The organism is Cupriavidus sp. USMAA2-4 (assembly GCF_001854305.1).
GTDB lineage: Bacteria > Pseudomonadota > Gammaproteobacteria > Burkholderiales > Burkholderiaceae > Cupriavidus > Cupriavidus malaysiensis.
The window spans coordinates 2,295,415-2,310,320 of sequence record NZ_CP017749.1 but is presented as its reverse complement, the minus strand read 5'-3'; the positions used below and the strand labels follow the sequence as shown (position 1 = coordinate 2,310,320).

The window sequence follows — 14,906 nt, the reverse complement described above, 5'->3', positions numbered from 1 at the left end:
CCCGGTCTATGCTCCCAAGACGCTACCCGCCAGGTAGGCTTTCACTCAGGCGACAAAGTTGACAAAGGCGACAAAGGAGACTAGAGTGAATCCTGTCTCAAACCTACCTGGGAGATGACCATGCCCACTGCCATCGAATTCATTGCCGATCGTCTGCCGCGCGTTACGGTGGAGGATGTGCGCCGCTTCGCGGATACCGTCGAAATCCGCAATGCTCCGGCTTTCGCGGCCGAGTTGCAGGCGTTCATTCATGAGCGCGTGGAAGCGGTGAAGCTGCCCGCCAACCTCGAAGGCGAAACGGTGGCGCAGGCCTTGCAGCGCAAGGTGGCCGCGCTGCGCGCCGACACGCGCTGGGCACCGACTGAAACCGACGTCCAGCGAGGCCGCGCCGTGCTGCTGGAAGCCTTCAACCAGCCGCACAACCTGCCGCCCGCCGAGTTCGCCAAGCTGGCGGACAAGTCGCGCCAGCAAATCTACAAGGACATCCTCGCCCGTCGGCTGCTGGCGCTGAACGTGGGGCCGCGCGGCCAGAAGCTGCCCGACTGGCAGCTCGACCCGGTGAAGCAGCAGTTGACTCAAACCGTACTTCAGGAAGTCGAGGGCATCGACCACTGGACGATCTACCGCGCGCTGTCCGAACCGCTCGAAGGCTTGGGCGGTCGCTCGCCGGTGGATGCGGTGACGCATCGCACGATCGATGACGTGGCCGAGGCCGTGTTCAACGTGCTGGGCGTCCAGGTGCATTGAAGCGAGATCACCATGAGCCACGAGCTGCCTTCGTTCCTGATCGATGCCGGTGAACTGCTCCAGCATGTGAGCCGCGTCGTCTATCGGGGCAGCCCGCTGTACTATGGCCGCAGCAGCACGAATCGCTACGATGACCCGGCGGGGGCCTACGGCGTGCTCTACCTGGGGCGCGACCTGCCCACGGCGCTGATGGAGTCGGTGTTCCACAAGCACCAGTGGCTTGAAGACACGAAGCGCTCCATTGCCCTGAAGGAAGTCCAGGCCCGGATGGTGCGCGCAGTAGGCGTGCTGGATGACGTGCTTCTGGCTGACCTCACGGCACCGGGCGTCATGGCGGGCTACTTCGGCCTGAATCTGGAGCAGTTGGCCAGCCGCGACTACACGTACACGCAGCAGGTGTCCGCCCAGGTGCATGCGATGCTCGGAGATGATGGCCAAGCGCTGTTCGACGGGGTGCTCTATCCGTCGCGCAACAACTATCCCGCCAAGAGCATCGCCCTGTTCGAGCGTGCGGGAGCCAAGGTCAGCGTTGTCGAGGACATCGAGCTGGTTGACCATGTGGACTGGCCGCGGTTCGTTGCCACCTACCGCATCGGCGTGGAACCCGATCCTGGCCCGGTGGAGCCGGATGACGAGGCGTCCTGAAGCAGCAAGAGAACACATTGAAGCTTCAAACCGAATGAAGTGGAGCAAACTGAAATAGGTATTCCTCAGCAGCAGGAGACGACCATGAACACGACGACCCGCACCAGCACCGCAGAACGCCTCGGCCGCGCCTTTGGCCGCGGATGGCGTGCCTATGCGCGCGGCGAACGGCGGGCGTCGAACTGGTTGATCTCCAAGGGAGTGCCGGTAGCTGGCGCCGTCGTGCTCGTGTGGGTGGTCAAGCTGGCCGCGCTCGGGGCGCTGCTGTACACCACCTTCTGGCTGGCTCTGTTGCTGGTGTGCGTCATGGTCGTTGCCTGGATGGCCCGCAACGCCGACTTGGGCGAGGAGTTGCCCGAGCCAGAATGGCGAAACGGGCCAGCCGGGTTCGGCCTGTACACCTACGACGGTTTTCGCATTGATCCTCATGTCGAGGACGACTAGCAGTGATCACTTCTTCGACACTGCATTGATCGCGATACTTCCTCCCTTCCCACCGGCAGCCTTGGCCTCGCCAGTGGCACCGGCGAGGCCTTGCAGCACGTTACCGGCGCGAACGCCCGCCCAAGCCAAGGCCATGATCCAGAAGGTAGGCAGCACGATGAACATCGTGCCCGTGATGAACATCAGGAGCATGTCCCCGAAGGCGTTGTTCAACCCCACCAGCGGGTCGAAGTTGGTGTGCGGTCGGTTCCAGCCGAAGCCCCAGCCATAAAGCGCGTCCAGAATCGTCGAATCGATCCAGCGTGCGAGCTGGAACCAGAAGTCCGTGAAGAACAGCGCGAACTGCACCACGCTGACGGTGACGACCGTCTTCAGGTCATAGGTGCCCACGACCAGCACGAGCGGGATGCAGATGACCAGCGCCATCTTCAGCAAGGCGAGCACCATGGGCAGGGATTGGCGCACGACGTCCATGGCAGGAAACGCAGCAATCGCGCCGACTGCCATCCCGACGTCGCCTGTGGCCCGCGTCACGATGTTCGGCAGGGTTTTGTCGATCTGACCGCCGTAGTCCGTATAAACGCTGCCCTGGTTCAGTTTCTGCTGCCGGGGTGACGCGATGGCGCGGATTACCGAATCGTCCACCTCGGCCCGGCTGAGGAACCCGGCCCAGCCCGCCAGGCGATTCAGCAGGCTCGGGTCCACCTGACCCAGCAGGCGTGCCCGCAGGCCGTTGCTGCCGTCTGACCACCACTGCCTGCAGGTCGGGTAGCCGCCACCATTGGCAACCTGCGCGAGCCCCGCATCGCGGGTATCGTCATAGGGCCATGCCTCGCGCGCTGTGCTGGAGCGGTAGTTGTCGTAGTAGCCCCCCGTGTCCGTGAAAAAGCGCGAGCCGATCCAGGTCACGTCGTGCATCTGCTGCTCATCGAGATCCGGGCGCTGCATGAACAATTTGGCCCGCGCAGGCCCATAGCAATCCCGCGAGAAGTCCGCGACCTCTTGAGCGAGTACCGGGTCGTCAATGCGGGTCGCGTCGATCTCCATCCTCATCTGCCGCAGGTCCGTGCCGCACGGGATCGCCGCCACCGAGGCGCTCGTGACCGCGCGCGAGAGCGCGTGCATGAAGGCCCACCAGACCGGCACCTTCGCCGACTGGTTGTTGATGGTGCTGAAGGACTGCGACCAGCCGGTTTCCATGGGCTGCGGCACGCTGACTTGGCATTGTGCCGAGCGCGAGCTGTCGTACTGGATGGTGCTGAGGTCCACGTCGATGAACGGAATGCCCGCGAACATCACCACGACGATCGCGACGAACACCCGGTTCTCGATACGGGCGGCACTCAGAACGCCTTTGTTGCCCTCGTCAGCGCCTTCCGCACGGGCCTTCAGCCACTCCTGCACGACGATGGCAACGAAAGGCAGCGCGAACACCCCGCTGGACACCAGCACGGCCCAGATACCGTTGTTGACGATCCAGGACACGAGGGTGAGGTAGTACTCCAGGTAGTCCGTCGTGAAAAGCGTCATGGCCTCGATCTCCCCTCAAGCAGCCTGCATCAACAGGCTGGCTTCCAGCGCGACGATGGCGACGACGCCGGCGACCTCGGTGCGGATCAGCCGACGCCGCGCCTGTCCATCTGTCCCGCTTTGGTCTTCGCGGGCCAGCACCCGGCGGCGCATCCAGAACCATCCATAGGCCGTTGCCGCGTACACGCACAGCCGCCAGATGAAGAAATACCCGGCGGAGGCCGCCAGCCACCGTTCCCAGCCTGCAACGCTGCCGACCAGGTAGATGCCCGCGACGTTCGCTCCCACGGCAGCGGCAACGATCAGCACCAGCCACAGCAGCGTCTTCGCCGCGCGCCGGCTGAACAACCAGCGCAGCGGCCGCCAGGCCATGCGCGCCGCGCTCATGGCCGACTCCCCGGATTGCCCTTCTGGAGCTGGTCGAGACGGTCCGGCACAGGATCGCCCTCGTAGATGCCGCGCGAGCCGGCCGCGCGCGTGCCGTGGCGCTGGATGATCGCCATGGGCGAGTTGTTCGCCAGTTCGCGCCGCAGCTCCAGTTCGGTCTTGAGGTTGCGAATCTCGCGGTCGAGCGTGTCGCTCTCGTGGTTCACCGCCGCCACGGCAAGTTCGTTCGCCGCGACGTTGGGCTCCTTCTTGCCCGTGAGCAGCGTGCGCTGCAGCAGCAGCGCTTTCTCCAGCACGGATGCCAGCGCGACCTCGGACGCCAGGCGCTGCGACAGCAGGTGCTGGTCGGGCTCGTCGCGCAGTGCCTCGATCACGCCGCGCGTGATGGGCAGCGACGCGCTGCCGGCCTCGCGCAGGTTCTCGGGCGTCGTGTTCTTCGCCCTGGAGACGAGATCCTGGAGCGCCTGCAGCTTGGTGTCGTATTCCTCCTGAATCAGTGGCGTGAGCCCGACGCCGGGCGTCGTCTCGGTCTTTGTGCAGGCATCGCACGTGCGCTGTTCCTTCTCGCCGAGTACGCGCGTAGCCCACTCGACGGCGGCCTGCGGCGAGGTCCAGGTCTGGCATGAGAGGCTGCTGCAACTGGACGGCGCGATGGACGAGGTGTCGGTCACGCCGCGGCCGTTGACCAGGTTGTAGCCGGCGCGGGTCACGTCGCCGACGATCTTGATCGCGGACTGGCCGGAGCCGCCCGCGTTGCTGCCCCCGACCCACGGCACGCCGTCATTGCCGCGGCGCGTCTCGGCCTGCTCGATGGCCGATACAGCATCCGTACTCGACACGGCATCGCGCAACGCCAGGCCTTCGGCCATCTGGCTCCAGCCGAGCTGGCCGCCCGCCGTTTCGGCCATCTTCTCGGCCATGGCACGGCACGTCAGCTTGGAGCGGTCGAAATCGAGCCGCGCCTGAAGCACGCCATTGGTGAGCAGGTTGTACAGACCGGGATCGGCCCGCTGGATGATCAGCGCGGGCAACGATGCCACCGCACTCGTGGCACTCTGGATCACCGACGACATGATTTGCTGGAAGCCATTGGTGATGCCATTAAGTTGGTTCTTCAACGTGGTCTGGATGCTCATGTCGCCGCAGATCAAGTTGCTGTTCCAGCCAACGCCGACACCGAGGGAGCGCATGCCGGCCGCACGTCCCATCGACACGGCGTTGCCGCCACCGATCGAGTACATGACGTCATCGCCGATGACGCTGCCGCTGGTCTGGTATCCCAGTTGACCCCAGGCCACGCCGCTGCCCAACGCGAGCGCGGCGGCCAGCGCCAGGACGATCTCCGTGGGACGTACCCGGCGGGAGAACGGATTGAATGCAGGACGGAACTTCATGGCACCACCTCAGAGGAAATCGACGCTGCCCAGGAACACTTGGCCCCGGCGTTCGCAGCAGGCATACGGCCGCCACAGCGCCCATGCGTAGTCGCCTTGCTGCGCCTGGGTAAGGAAGCCGCTGCGCGGAAAGACCGTGCAGGAGGAGGACAGGACGGGCGTGAGTTCTTGCCACTTGCCGGTGGAAGCATCGCCTTCCAGCAGCGCGCCGGCCGGCCAGTAGCCGTCGCGGGAGTTGGCAAGCAAAGGCTGATAGACGTGGATCTGCCCGCGGCGCGTGACGACATCTCCCGCACGCTGGGCCACCACTGCGCCGGCCTTGAAGTCGTCGGTCTGGTGCAGGAAGCCGCCACGGGGATACACGTTGCCCCACAGGTTCATCGTGGTGCGTGCGCCGACCTCACGCCGGCCCGGAATCAGTGCTTCCGGGTAGGCCATCTCGGGCACGTTGTAGCGCCAGGCCAGCGTGTCCAGGGTGCTGAGCAAGTACGGCATGAACGCCGTGCCCGCGCCCTCGCAGAAGTAGCCCGAGGACGAGACGAACTGGTTGAACACCTCGGCGCCAGGGTGGCCGATCACGTCGGAGTTCTTGAATTTGGCGAGGTTGTTTTCGTGGTCCTCGTTCGTGGTTCCGTCGCCGCCCGCTTGGGCGGACGGGTTGGGCGTGCTCATTGCCCGGACTTCGACCCAGGGGTTTTCGCCGGTATTCGAGTACGACGACACCACTGCGTCGGGGATGTAGTGGCGCACCTTGATCGACGTGCGCACTGTGCAGCCGGTCCAGGTGCAGTAGAGCCAGTAGCAGATGCCGACGACGCGGTATTCGAGGCAGTCGGGCGACGCCACCGAGCCGACGATGGTGGCGGTGTTGAGGGCGTAGCTGCCGGTGGCACTGAGCAGTAGCACGGACGCCACGCCGGCGCGCAGGCGGCGCATCAGGTCGAATGGGCGGGTCACGGCTGGGCCCTCCGGTGCTGCTCGATGCGCGCGACGGCGCGCGCCACGTCCGGCTCGCCATAGACCACGTAGCGCTGGTCCACCACCACGGCCGGGAGGCTGGTGATGCCGAGGCTCCATGCGTCGGTGACGCCTTGGTATGCGGAAGCGATGCGTCGCTGTAGGTTGGCACCGCCGCCATTCAGCCGGCGCTTGACGATGGCCGTCGCCTGTTCGGGGTCGGTGGGCAGTCCAGCGGAAAGCTCCGCTTCAATCCTGTGGGCTTCGTCCAGCTCGATCAGCCGCTCGCCGCCCATGGTCTTGACCGGGTGGCGGCTGTCGGTGACGACCACCACGTCGGCAGCGAAGGTGGCGGGGCTGAAAACGGCCAGGGCTGCCGGCAGCGCCACGGCCAGGCCGAGGGTTCGCCAGCCCGGCGCGAATCTGGAAAGAGATGCTGGCATGTCGCGTGCCCTTGAAGTTGATCAGAGCCGTAGTCAAACGCGAAGCCGACGCGGCCCCAACAAACAATGCGCATCGCGCACTGCCCGCATACCTGCTTGTCTCGCGCCCATGAAAAAGCGGAGGCCGAAGCCTCCGCGTGGATCAGGGAGCCGATGCCGTCGCTAAAGCAGGCCGGACTCCGCGAACGAGTACGGCGTGCCCTGGCCGACGATGAGGTGATCCAGCACCCTCACGTCGATCAGCGACAACGCGGCCCTCAGCGTTTGGGTCAAAGCGCGGTCCGCGCTTGACGGCTCCGTGCAGCCCGAAGGGTGTTGGTGCGAAAAAATGACTGCGGAGGCATTAAGTTCCAGGGCGCGCTGCACGATTGGGCGCGCATGCACCGTGGTCGAATGGACCGTGCCCTTGAACATCGGCTCGTAGGCCAGCACCTCGTGCATGCTGTTGAGAAACACGATGGCGAAGATTTCATTGGGCTCGGCGGCCAGTTTCAGGCGCAGGTAGTCCTTGACGGCGGCAGGCCTTTCCAGGGATAGCCCCTTCTTGAAGACCCGCTGCTCCAGCAGCGCGATGGCTTGCCGGATGATCCAGTCATCGGATTGGGACGCGGGGGCAAAACGTGGCTCCACGCAGGAGTCGTTGGCGACGAGAGACATGGCGGACCTCCAGAAAGTGAGCGGAGGGTGCCACCCTGGGAGGGCAAGCCCTCCTGGGGATGGAAACAGCGGAACAAGGTGCATCCATCACCGCGCGGCGGTGATTGTTCGCGGCCAGGATGCGAAAGCGAACGGGTAGCGGTCAGCGCGGCGAGCCGCGCCGTAGCCTTCAAGACCGAGGGCTACCTGGGCATGTCGCCGACAACGTCGGCAGGCATTTCGGATGTGGGGGTGGCGGGTGAAGCCGCCGCGTCGCTGGCCATGTCCCCGGCCGCCAGCATGTCCATGGCCGAGAGCAAGGCATCGCCCTCGATCGGCCCCTGCAGCAGGATGGCCTGGCCCGTCTGGCGATCGAGCAGTCGCAGCGACGGCGTGGCGGTCACGCCGCTCTTGGTGGCTTCCGCGGCCTGCGCGCGGATGGCCACGTTGGGGCGCTCGCTCGCCATGCACTGTTCGATGGCTGACGTTGTTTCGGGGTAACGCAAGCCATCGGGCAAGCCCTGGCCGTCGCTGCGCGTGTGGGCATAGACCCATTCGACCGCCTGCCAGAACGCCGCATGCCCGCCCGCTTCGGCGGCGCACTCGGCCAGACGTGCCTCGGCCGACGCGGCAGGCTCATGCGCGGCCAGCGGCTGGTGGTGCCATTGCAGCGCGACGTCGGTGTTGTTGCCGACCCAGCGCTTGAGCTGCGGGAAGTACTCCCGGCAGAACGGGCATTCCAGGTCGGCATAGAGCGTCAGCGTGAAACGGCCTTCCGGGTTGCCCATCTGCCAGGGTGGCCCAGCGACCTGCGCCGTGCTGACCGGCGCGGGCGACGGCGCTGAGGATTCGCCGGGCGTGCGGGACACCAGCCAGATCAGCAGCAGCGCGACCAGCACAGCAGCCAATACCCAGGGCCAGCGAGGCCGCCAGCGGCGACGGCGGAACGCTTGGACCTGCATCGGAATGGAAGGACGTTTCTGTTCCATGGCGTTCTCCGGTTTACGACAGTTCCAGGGCCGGCGACTCGATGCCGCGGGCCTGGTCGATCTTCTCGGCCACCTTGAAAGCCGCTTCCAGTTCGGTGCAGCCGTACTGCTGCATGAGCTGGTAGCGTTCGGCCTTCTCCTCGGGTTCTGTCTGCGCGAGGGCGAGGTACAGGCTCGGCGGCACGGCGCGGAACAGCACTTCCATGCTCTTGGAGAGGATGACGCCTTCGGTGAATTTCCCCGCCTCTTTGCGTGCCGAAAGCATCAGCGCCTTCTGCGCGGGCGAGAGTTCGCGGAACCGCGCGATCTTCTCGACTTCATCGGGCGGCATGCTGAGACAGATCCACCACTCGATCATGTTGAGCATGGGCTCCGCGGCGCGCGGCAAGTCGTCGATGTTCTGCGTCGCGAGCCAGAACCAGGCCCCCAATTTCCTCCACATCTTTGTAATTTTCACGACGTAGGGTGCGAGCAGCGGGTTCTTCGTGATGATGTGGCCTTCGTCGGTGACGTTGATGATCGGGCGTCCCAGGTACTGATCGCGCTCGGCGATGTTGTTCACCGTGCTGATCAGGCTGATGTAGGCGATGGAGAGCTGGGCGTTGTAGCCCTCGCGGGCGTAGGTCGCCAGATCGACCAGGGTGATGTCGGCTTCGGGCCACGGCGTGCCGTCGCGGTCGAACATCTCGCCGTCCGTGCCTTGGCAGAACATATCCATCGCGTCCGCCATCTCCAGCAGCCGCACGCGCCGCATCTCGGGCAGCGTCGGGTCCTGGCCGCGGGTGCGCAGCGCGTTGCGCACGTCGCGCGTGAGAACGGTGCGCTTCTCGGCCACGCAGTGCTCGGCGGCGTCGAGGATGCACTGGCGGATCAGCGAGCGGTCGGCCCGCGTCATCCGGGCTTCTTCCTTGTCCTCGCCGCCCGTGATCATCAGCCGCGCCGTGATCTCTAGTTCGCCGAGCACGTCGCGCTGCTCGTCCGCCTCCATGGCCGAGGCATCTGGGGGCAGGTCTTCGTCCAGCGCGTCGGCATCGAGGGTCTGCACGTCGCTCGGCGTTTCGATCAGCCGGCGCGCATCGGCGAACGGTGCCAGGCTGATGCCCGAGCCAGGGGCCAGCTTGACCCGGTTCACGGTCAGGCCCAGCCGCTTGGCGAAATCGCTGAACAGGCCGAAGCTATTGCCGGCCTCCACGATGAACAGCCGCGGGCGGTATATCGCCGTGACCTGGTTCAAGAGGTTGTTGAGCGTCGCTGACTTGCCCGAGCCCGTAGGGCCGAACAGGAACAGGTGGGCGTTCATCTGCCGATCCAGGCGATTGAGCGGATCGAAGGTGATCGGGCCGCCACCGCGATTGAACATCGTGATGCCGGGGTGCCCCGTGCCCTGGGCGCGGCCCCACACCGGCGACACGTTCGCGATGTGCTGCGCGAACATCAGTTGGGTGTACCACCTGCGCCGATCCTGGCCGGGGTTGTAGCAGCACGGCAGCCAGCGCAGGTAGCTGTTGAGCGGTGCCACCTCGTCGTCTTCGCGCACCGGCTGCAAGCCGGCGTTGAGCATCACGTTCGCCAAGTCCAGGCCGCGCCGGTCCAGTTCCGCTTCGTCGCGTCCGCGCAGGTAGAACGCCAGCGTCCCCCGGTAGAGCTTGTGCGCGCTGCCGATGAGGGAGCGGGCTTCCTGCACGTCCTTCAACGTCTGCTCCGACGCCAGCGTCTCGCCCACGGCCTTCTTCGCCAGGTGGTTGAGATCCGCTTCCAGGACATCCTGCGGCGTGGCGACCATCGTGAGACAAAGCAAGGTGTCTTCCGGCATCTGGTCGAACAGCGTGTTGATGGCATCCCCTTTGCGGGTCTCGCCGGTCAGGTGTCCGGTGCCGGGCGGCATGCGCAGCCGGTCGGTGATCAGCACGCGGTGCGGCATGCCATCGAAGTACCAGGTGCCACGCTCCACGTCGGAGCGTGGCTGGCCGAAGAACAACCGCTGGCTGAAATCCCGACCGCTCGCCAGTTCGATCTCGCCGTCCTCGGTCTCGTCGGGGTAGCGCGCCAGCGCGTAGAAGCGCTCCCGGTCCTCTGCACTCGGCCCGAGCATCGCGGGGCGCGGATTGAACCACCGCAGCAGCCAGTCGTGGACGTCGGCCGCGGCCATGCGCCGTGCCTGGATACCGGCGTTCGCCAGCCCGCCGCACAGGCGGTCGCAGACGATGTTCAGCATCTGCTCGGGCGTCTGGCCGCGGCGGCTTGCCTGCCCGGTGGCACGGCGATAGATCACCATGCGCACCCGCCGCGTCTGGCCGCGCCAGCGAAGGCGCGTCACCACCGTGTCCTCGAACAGGCCGCCCGGCTTGGCGACCGCGCGCAGATGGTGGCCGAAGAAGCGCAGGTAGAACTCGGTGAACGCGGTATCGCGGGCGCGCGGCTGCACATAGTCGCGCAGGATCTGCATGTACTGGTCGAAGCTGGGTTCGTCCTGGGCGTAGAGCTGGAGCACCCAGGGGTTCTCGTCCAGTTCATCGAAACTGTCTTGCAGCGCGTTTTCGAGCGCATCGCGGGCATGTGCCAGCCAGCCGGGTTCCCGCCCCTCGGTGCCCAGCGGCACCAACTCGTAGAAGGCCGCCACGGATTGCCCGTCTTCGAGCAGCATGGACTTCGACTGCGGCAGGAACTCCACCCAAGGCAGCAGTTCCGCGAACGACGGCGCGACGTCGTACAGCGCCTGCTCGTCGGCTACCGTCGCCGGCCTGCGGCCCTGGATCGCTGCGCCGGGTTCGGGGACGCCGGCCTGGCGCAAGGCCTCGACGTGGCGCTGCCAGCCGTCCGGCTTCTCTTCGTCGCCGGTGCCGGATGCGGCCAGCTTCGGCCAGGGAAGTTTCCAGCGCATCAATAGTCCTCCAGCCGTTCACCGGGCATGGCGTACTGCACGCGCTGGTACAGCGGGAAGACCGTCGTGTAGCCCGGAACCGGCACGGGGTCCGTGCCTGCCAGGTGCGGGTACACGTACATGACGAGATCGGGGTTGGGCAGGCGCTGGAACTGGCGATAGACCTCGTTGCGCGCCGTGCGCGTGTAGCGCATCTGCTCGGCGGGCGCGGCCTGCACATCGGCGTCGGTCAGCGGCCGGCGCAGGCTCTGGCGCGCGTCGAGCAACTGCCGTCGGGCGACCTGGCCGGTGCCACTGCCGCCGCCGCCCGTTTCCTGCTGCCAGATGTCCATCATGGTGCGGTCGCTATGGGTCAGCAGCTCTTCCTTGCTGGTGGCGCAGCCGCCGAGCACGGCGACGGCCGCTGCCAGCGCGAGGCCTTTAATCGAGTTCGAGCGCATGGCTTTCTCCTGCACGGTGATCGACGCGCCGGCCTTCGGGGTCGTGATCGATGGCCAGCGGTTTTTCGAGGTGGACGGCGACCTTGGCGCCGGGCTGCACATAGACGGCGGCGAAGGCCTGGCCGTAGAGCTTGTTGACCCAGGCCGACATGTCCCGCACGCCGCCCGCGAGGATCTGGCCGACCGCTTCCTGGCCGCTGATCCCAACGGTGCCGATGGCGCCGTCCGAGCCGACGTAGGACATGCGGCCGCTGTCGCTCTCGATGAGCGAGGCGACGCCGGCACCGGCCGCCGTGATCAGGGCCTGCGAGCCGAGGTATTGCTGGGCGTTGCTGCGCCGCTCGCCGCTGACGCAAGGGATGCCATACGGATCGCTGATCCAGCCCAGGCCGTCGCGCTGCTGGTTGTTCTGCTGGTTGCCTTCGCGGTCTTCGGGGATGGTGCGGATCGTGCCGTCGTTGAAGACGAACGTGATGCTGCGCACCTGGCCGCGCACGCATGAGAGCGTCCAGTCGCCCGAGGCGGTGCCGGAGAAGACCGCGCCGGCCACGTCGGGAATATCAATCCCGTTGGCCGTCAGGTTGTCCGGCCCGACCAAGACCTTGAAGGGGTATGGGTCGTTCACCGTCCCGTCGATCGGCACGCGCCCAATCAGCGCCGTCATCGCCACGGAGCCCATCAGCGTCGAGTTGGTCGGCACGGTATAGACCGGCTTGGCGCTCCTGACGCCTGCCGCACGTGCGCCGGCGTTCGCCACGGTTTCCGCGGTGGTTTCCAGCGTGCTTTGCGCCGGGCCGAAGCTCGTCGGGAAGCTCATGCCGCTACCCGTGCCACGGCTGCCGTTGCGTCCCTCGGCCTTCTTCGTCGCGTCGTCCGGTTCGACCCAGCGCATGCCGCCTTCCATCCCGGCCTCGTCGCCATCGCGCAGCCCCAGGCCCACGGGCAGATCGGCATGGCCGCCGCCGCGCCTGCCGATGCTGTCCAGACGTCGCTGCAGGTCGGCGAGCAGCCCTTCGGTCTGCTGGCGCGCGCTGGCCGCCTGTTCCTGGTCGCGGCGCAGGTTGGAGCGCTCGGATTCGAGGGCCGAATTGATGCGCTGGTCGATGGAGTTTTCGCGCTGGCGCAGCCGCTGGTTCTCCTCGCGCTGCGACTTGTTGTCGGTCAGCGCGGTCTGAAGCTCGGTGCGCAACTGCTTCACCTGGGCGACGAGCGTTGCCACGGTATCGCGCGGGGTATCGCCTTCGATGCCCAACGCCTTCATTTCCTCGGGCGTGAGCTTGGAGCCGGCATCTGCCGCGGGCGGTGCCGACGTGCTTCCGCCGGAGAACAGCCGGATGGCAACGAACAGCACCAGCAAGGCGACCGGGATCATCAGCCACTTGAGCAAGCCGTTACTGCGCATGGCGGGTCTCCTTGCCGTCGCCGGCTTCAGCTTCCGGCTGCGGCAGGTGCGCAGCCGGGTCGAAGCGGTGGATCGCCGGCAGCAGCGATTGCGCGAGGCCGTGCCCGCGCGTCACCAGGTACAGGACGGTCGTGTCCTCGGGCGTCCCGCGGGGGCCGAGCGCTTCGTGCTGGAAGGTGGCGGTGAGGAAATCGCCTTGCAGCACGCGCGGGTCGAGCGTGACCCGGCCGCTGCTGCTGTTGGTCAGACGCACGGCGGTGACCCACTGGTCTTCCAGACGCCACGACGCGAGCGCGACCGCGCGCACCGGCAGCGTCGGCATCAGCGTGCCGAGGTCGAGGTCGAGGTCGCGGCGCAGGTTCACCCGCATGACGCCGGGCAGCGGCTCCACGGTGCGCAGGGGCGCGTAGAGGTTCTGCGCGGCGAAGCGCGTCAGGACGACCGAAACCGGGGTTTCGCGCCGCGCCGCACGAGCGCCTGTCTGATCCTGGGCGCGTGCCAGGGCCTCATCGGCACCGCTTGCCAGATCGCCGTAGCGCGCAGGGGGGCTGCTGCCCTCGACGATGCGCACTGGCTCCAGCTCGGCTTCGCCGTCCTTGGGCGGTTCGGCCGCGATGTCGAGCAGGATCAGCGCGCCGGTATCGGCATCCTGCAATTGCAGCCGCGTGGGCTCGATCGGCTCGCTGGCGCGCAGGTACACCGCGCCACCCGCGCTCTGCACGCGCAGGCGTTCGCCCACGCCTGCGGGCACGCCCACGCGGACATTGCGGTCGATGAACACGATGCGCTCCTGGCCGACCTTCAGCGGCACCGCCAGCGGCATGCGCTCCCAGCGCAGGATTTCCACCGCCTGAGCGGGGGCCACGGCGACGGCCAGCAGCCCCAGCAGCGTGAGTACAGGGTGCTTCATGGGGTGTTTCCTCCTTGAGGCGCTTGCGGAGACAGGCCGCCGGACGCCGGGCGCGTCGGCTCCGGTGCGCTGATGCGCTGGGGCGCGCCGTCGTAGCAGTCCAGCGCCAGGCCGAACGGGTTGCGGGCGGGATCGACGTCCACCCGCGTGACCTTCACCGGATAGCGCACGAGCGCGCGCTTGACCTGCTCGGCGCCGTAGTACTCGTCGGCGGTGATGTCGAGCGTCACCACCCAGTCGCGGTCGGAGACCACGCGCACGCGCGCCGTGGGGTCGTCGCCGTAGCCGCGGCCGGGGATTTCGTAGATGCCGCGCACGCGCTGGCGCAGCTCGCCCGTGCTGCGGCGATAGTCGTAGTCCGCGCGCAGGTAGGCCTGGCAGGACGGGGTGAGGTACGGCGAGAGCGTGTGGAGGTTGCGCGCGTAGTCCTCTTCGCCGTTCGTCGGCCAGCGGTTGAGGGTCTGGAACACGTAGAACGTGAACGCATAGACCGATTCGGGCGGCACTTCCCACCACTTTCGGGTACTGCCGGAGCGCAGGTCGGGCGGGACGTGGATGGTCAGGTCGCGCGGGGCGCTCCACCAGCCGCCGCCCATGACCAGGGCGACGATGATCAACGCGCCAGCCCCCAGGCGAAGCGTCTTGATGTGCGCCTGCAGGTGGGTGATCTCGTTCTTGAAGCGGCTCATCGTGCCCCCCTTGCAACAGACCTTCGGGTGGACCAGAAGCCGGAGTGCGAGATCAGCACGTGGCCGCCCACCCATCCCGCCATCAGCGGATGGCGCGTGGCGATGCGCCATTGCAGTTGCCGGTACAGCCAGGTATCGGGACGCCCGCGCTTGAGCCGGCGCAGGATGCCGCCGCCGATGAAGACGCCCAGGGTCACGCCCAGGACGACGAACGTCGGCGCGATGGCGATCGTGCGGAACACCCAGGACAGCGGCGCGCCGACCAGCAGGCCGGCGGCACCGGACAGGCCGCAGCAGATCCACAGTTCGTCGGCGGTGAGGCCGCGCACGACAACGGGATGGCGGTTGAGCCGGTGCGGAAGGAACGTGACCGTCCCGTCCGCACGGACGTGCTGCTGCTCGGACATACCAG

Annotated in this window: 16 protein-coding genes; 3 read left to right on the top strand and 13 right to left on the bottom strand. The window is 66.9% G+C overall.

The genetic code is table 11. From position 1 onward, the window contains the following. Positions 1 to 120: 120 nt before the first annotated feature. From BKK79_RS30170 to BKK79_RS30160, 3 genes are all read left to right on the top strand, one after another. Positions 121 to 747, top strand: coding sequence for an integrase (locus BKK79_RS30170; protein WP_071040450.1), 627 nt, complete (start codon positions 121 to 123; stop codon positions 745 to 747). A gap of 12 nt (positions 748 to 759) precedes the next feature. Continuing rightward, positions 760 to 1,392 (top strand): RES family NAD+ phosphorylase, encoded by a 633-nt coding sequence (locus BKK79_RS30165; RefSeq protein ID WP_071039672.1) that lies wholly within the window; start codon positions 760 to 762, stop codon positions 1,390 to 1,392. Between the two features lie 84 nt (positions 1,393 to 1,476). Next, on the top strand, positions 1,477 to 1,836 hold the full coding sequence (locus BKK79_RS30160; protein WP_071039671.1) for a DUF3742 family protein: 360 nt from the start codon (positions 1,477 to 1,479) through the stop codon (positions 1,834 to 1,836). 6 nt (positions 1,837 to 1,842) lie between these two features. On the opposite strand, the gene BKK79_RS30155 is transcribed toward BKK79_RS30160, so the two are convergent. The 13 genes from BKK79_RS30155 to BKK79_RS30095 all read right to left on the bottom strand — a co-directional run bounded on the left by BKK79_RS30155 (position 1,843) and on the right by BKK79_RS30095 (position 14,901). Beyond that, entirely contained in the window at positions 1,843 to 3,366 is a 1,524-nt protein-coding gene (locus BKK79_RS30155) for a conjugal transfer protein TraG N-terminal domain-containing protein (protein ID WP_071039670.1), read from the bottom strand. A 15-nt stretch (positions 3,367 to 3,381) separates the two neighbouring features. Beyond that, positions 3,382 to 3,753: a hypothetical protein gene (locus tag BKK79_RS30150; protein WP_071039669.1), complete on the bottom strand. Its 372-nt coding sequence runs from the start codon at positions 3,751 to 3,753 to the stop codon at positions 3,382 to 3,384. Next, positions 3,750 to 5,147: an integrating conjugative element protein gene (locus tag BKK79_RS30145; protein ID WP_071039668.1), complete on the bottom strand. Its 1,398-nt coding sequence runs from the start codon at positions 5,145 to 5,147 to the stop codon at positions 3,750 to 3,752. The genes BKK79_RS30150 and BKK79_RS30145 overlap by 4 nt, the downstream gene beginning before the upstream one ends. A 9-nt stretch (positions 5,148 to 5,156) precedes the next feature. Further along, positions 5,157 to 6,104 (bottom strand): TIGR03756 family integrating conjugative element protein, encoded by a 948-nt coding sequence (locus tag BKK79_RS30140; protein WP_071039667.1) that lies wholly within the window; start codon positions 6,102 to 6,104, stop codon positions 5,157 to 5,159. Then, positions 6,101 to 6,547 (bottom strand): TIGR03757 family integrating conjugative element protein, encoded by a 447-nt coding sequence (locus BKK79_RS30135; protein ID WP_071039666.1) that lies wholly within the window; start codon positions 6,545 to 6,547, stop codon positions 6,101 to 6,103. Before BKK79_RS30135 ends, BKK79_RS30140 begins: the two co-directional genes overlap by 4 nt. Positions 6,548 to 6,709: 162 nt before the next feature. Beyond that, complete coding sequence (locus tag BKK79_RS30130) at positions 6,710 to 7,204, bottom strand: JAB domain-containing protein (protein ID WP_071039665.1); 495 nt, start codon at positions 7,202 to 7,204, stop codon at positions 6,710 to 6,712. Positions 7,205 to 7,386: 182 nt separating this feature from the next. Further along, complete coding sequence (locus BKK79_RS30125; protein ID WP_071039664.1) at positions 7,387 to 8,172, bottom strand: DsbA family protein; 786 nt, start codon at positions 8,170 to 8,172, stop codon at positions 7,387 to 7,389. Positions 8,173 to 8,185: 13 nt separating this feature from the next. Then, complete coding sequence (locus BKK79_RS30120) at positions 8,186 to 11,053, bottom strand: conjugative transfer ATPase (protein WP_071039663.1); 2,868 nt, start codon at positions 11,051 to 11,053, stop codon at positions 8,186 to 8,188. After that, on the bottom strand, positions 11,053 to 11,493 hold the full coding sequence (locus tag BKK79_RS30115; RefSeq protein ID WP_071039662.1) for a TIGR03751 family conjugal transfer lipoprotein: 441 nt from the start codon (positions 11,491 to 11,493) through the stop codon (positions 11,053 to 11,055). The genes BKK79_RS30120 and BKK79_RS30115 overlap by 1 nt, the downstream gene beginning before the upstream one ends. Next, positions 11,474 to 12,895 carry a TIGR03752 family integrating conjugative element protein gene (locus BKK79_RS30110; RefSeq protein WP_071039661.1) on the bottom strand — a complete coding sequence of 474 codons (1,422 nt, stop codon included), beginning with the start codon at positions 12,893 to 12,895 and terminating at the stop codon, positions 11,474 to 11,476. Before BKK79_RS30110 ends, BKK79_RS30115 begins: the two co-directional genes overlap by 20 nt. Further along, on the bottom strand, positions 12,885 to 13,805 hold the full coding sequence (locus BKK79_RS30105) for a TIGR03749 family integrating conjugative element protein (RefSeq protein ID WP_071039660.1): 921 nt from the start codon (positions 13,803 to 13,805) through the stop codon (positions 12,885 to 12,887). Before BKK79_RS30105 ends, BKK79_RS30110 begins: the two co-directional genes overlap by 11 nt. Next, complete coding sequence (locus BKK79_RS30100) at positions 13,802 to 14,494, bottom strand: PFL_4703 family integrating conjugative element protein (RefSeq protein WP_071039659.1); 693 nt, start codon at positions 14,492 to 14,494, stop codon at positions 13,802 to 13,804. The genes BKK79_RS30105 and BKK79_RS30100 overlap by 4 nt, the downstream gene beginning before the upstream one ends. Continuing rightward, entirely contained in the window at positions 14,491 to 14,901 is a 411-nt protein-coding gene (locus BKK79_RS30095; RefSeq protein ID WP_071039658.1) for a TIGR03750 family conjugal transfer protein, read from the bottom strand. Before BKK79_RS30095 ends, BKK79_RS30100 begins: the two co-directional genes overlap by 4 nt. Between the last annotated feature and the right edge of the window lie 5 nt (positions 14,902 to 14,906).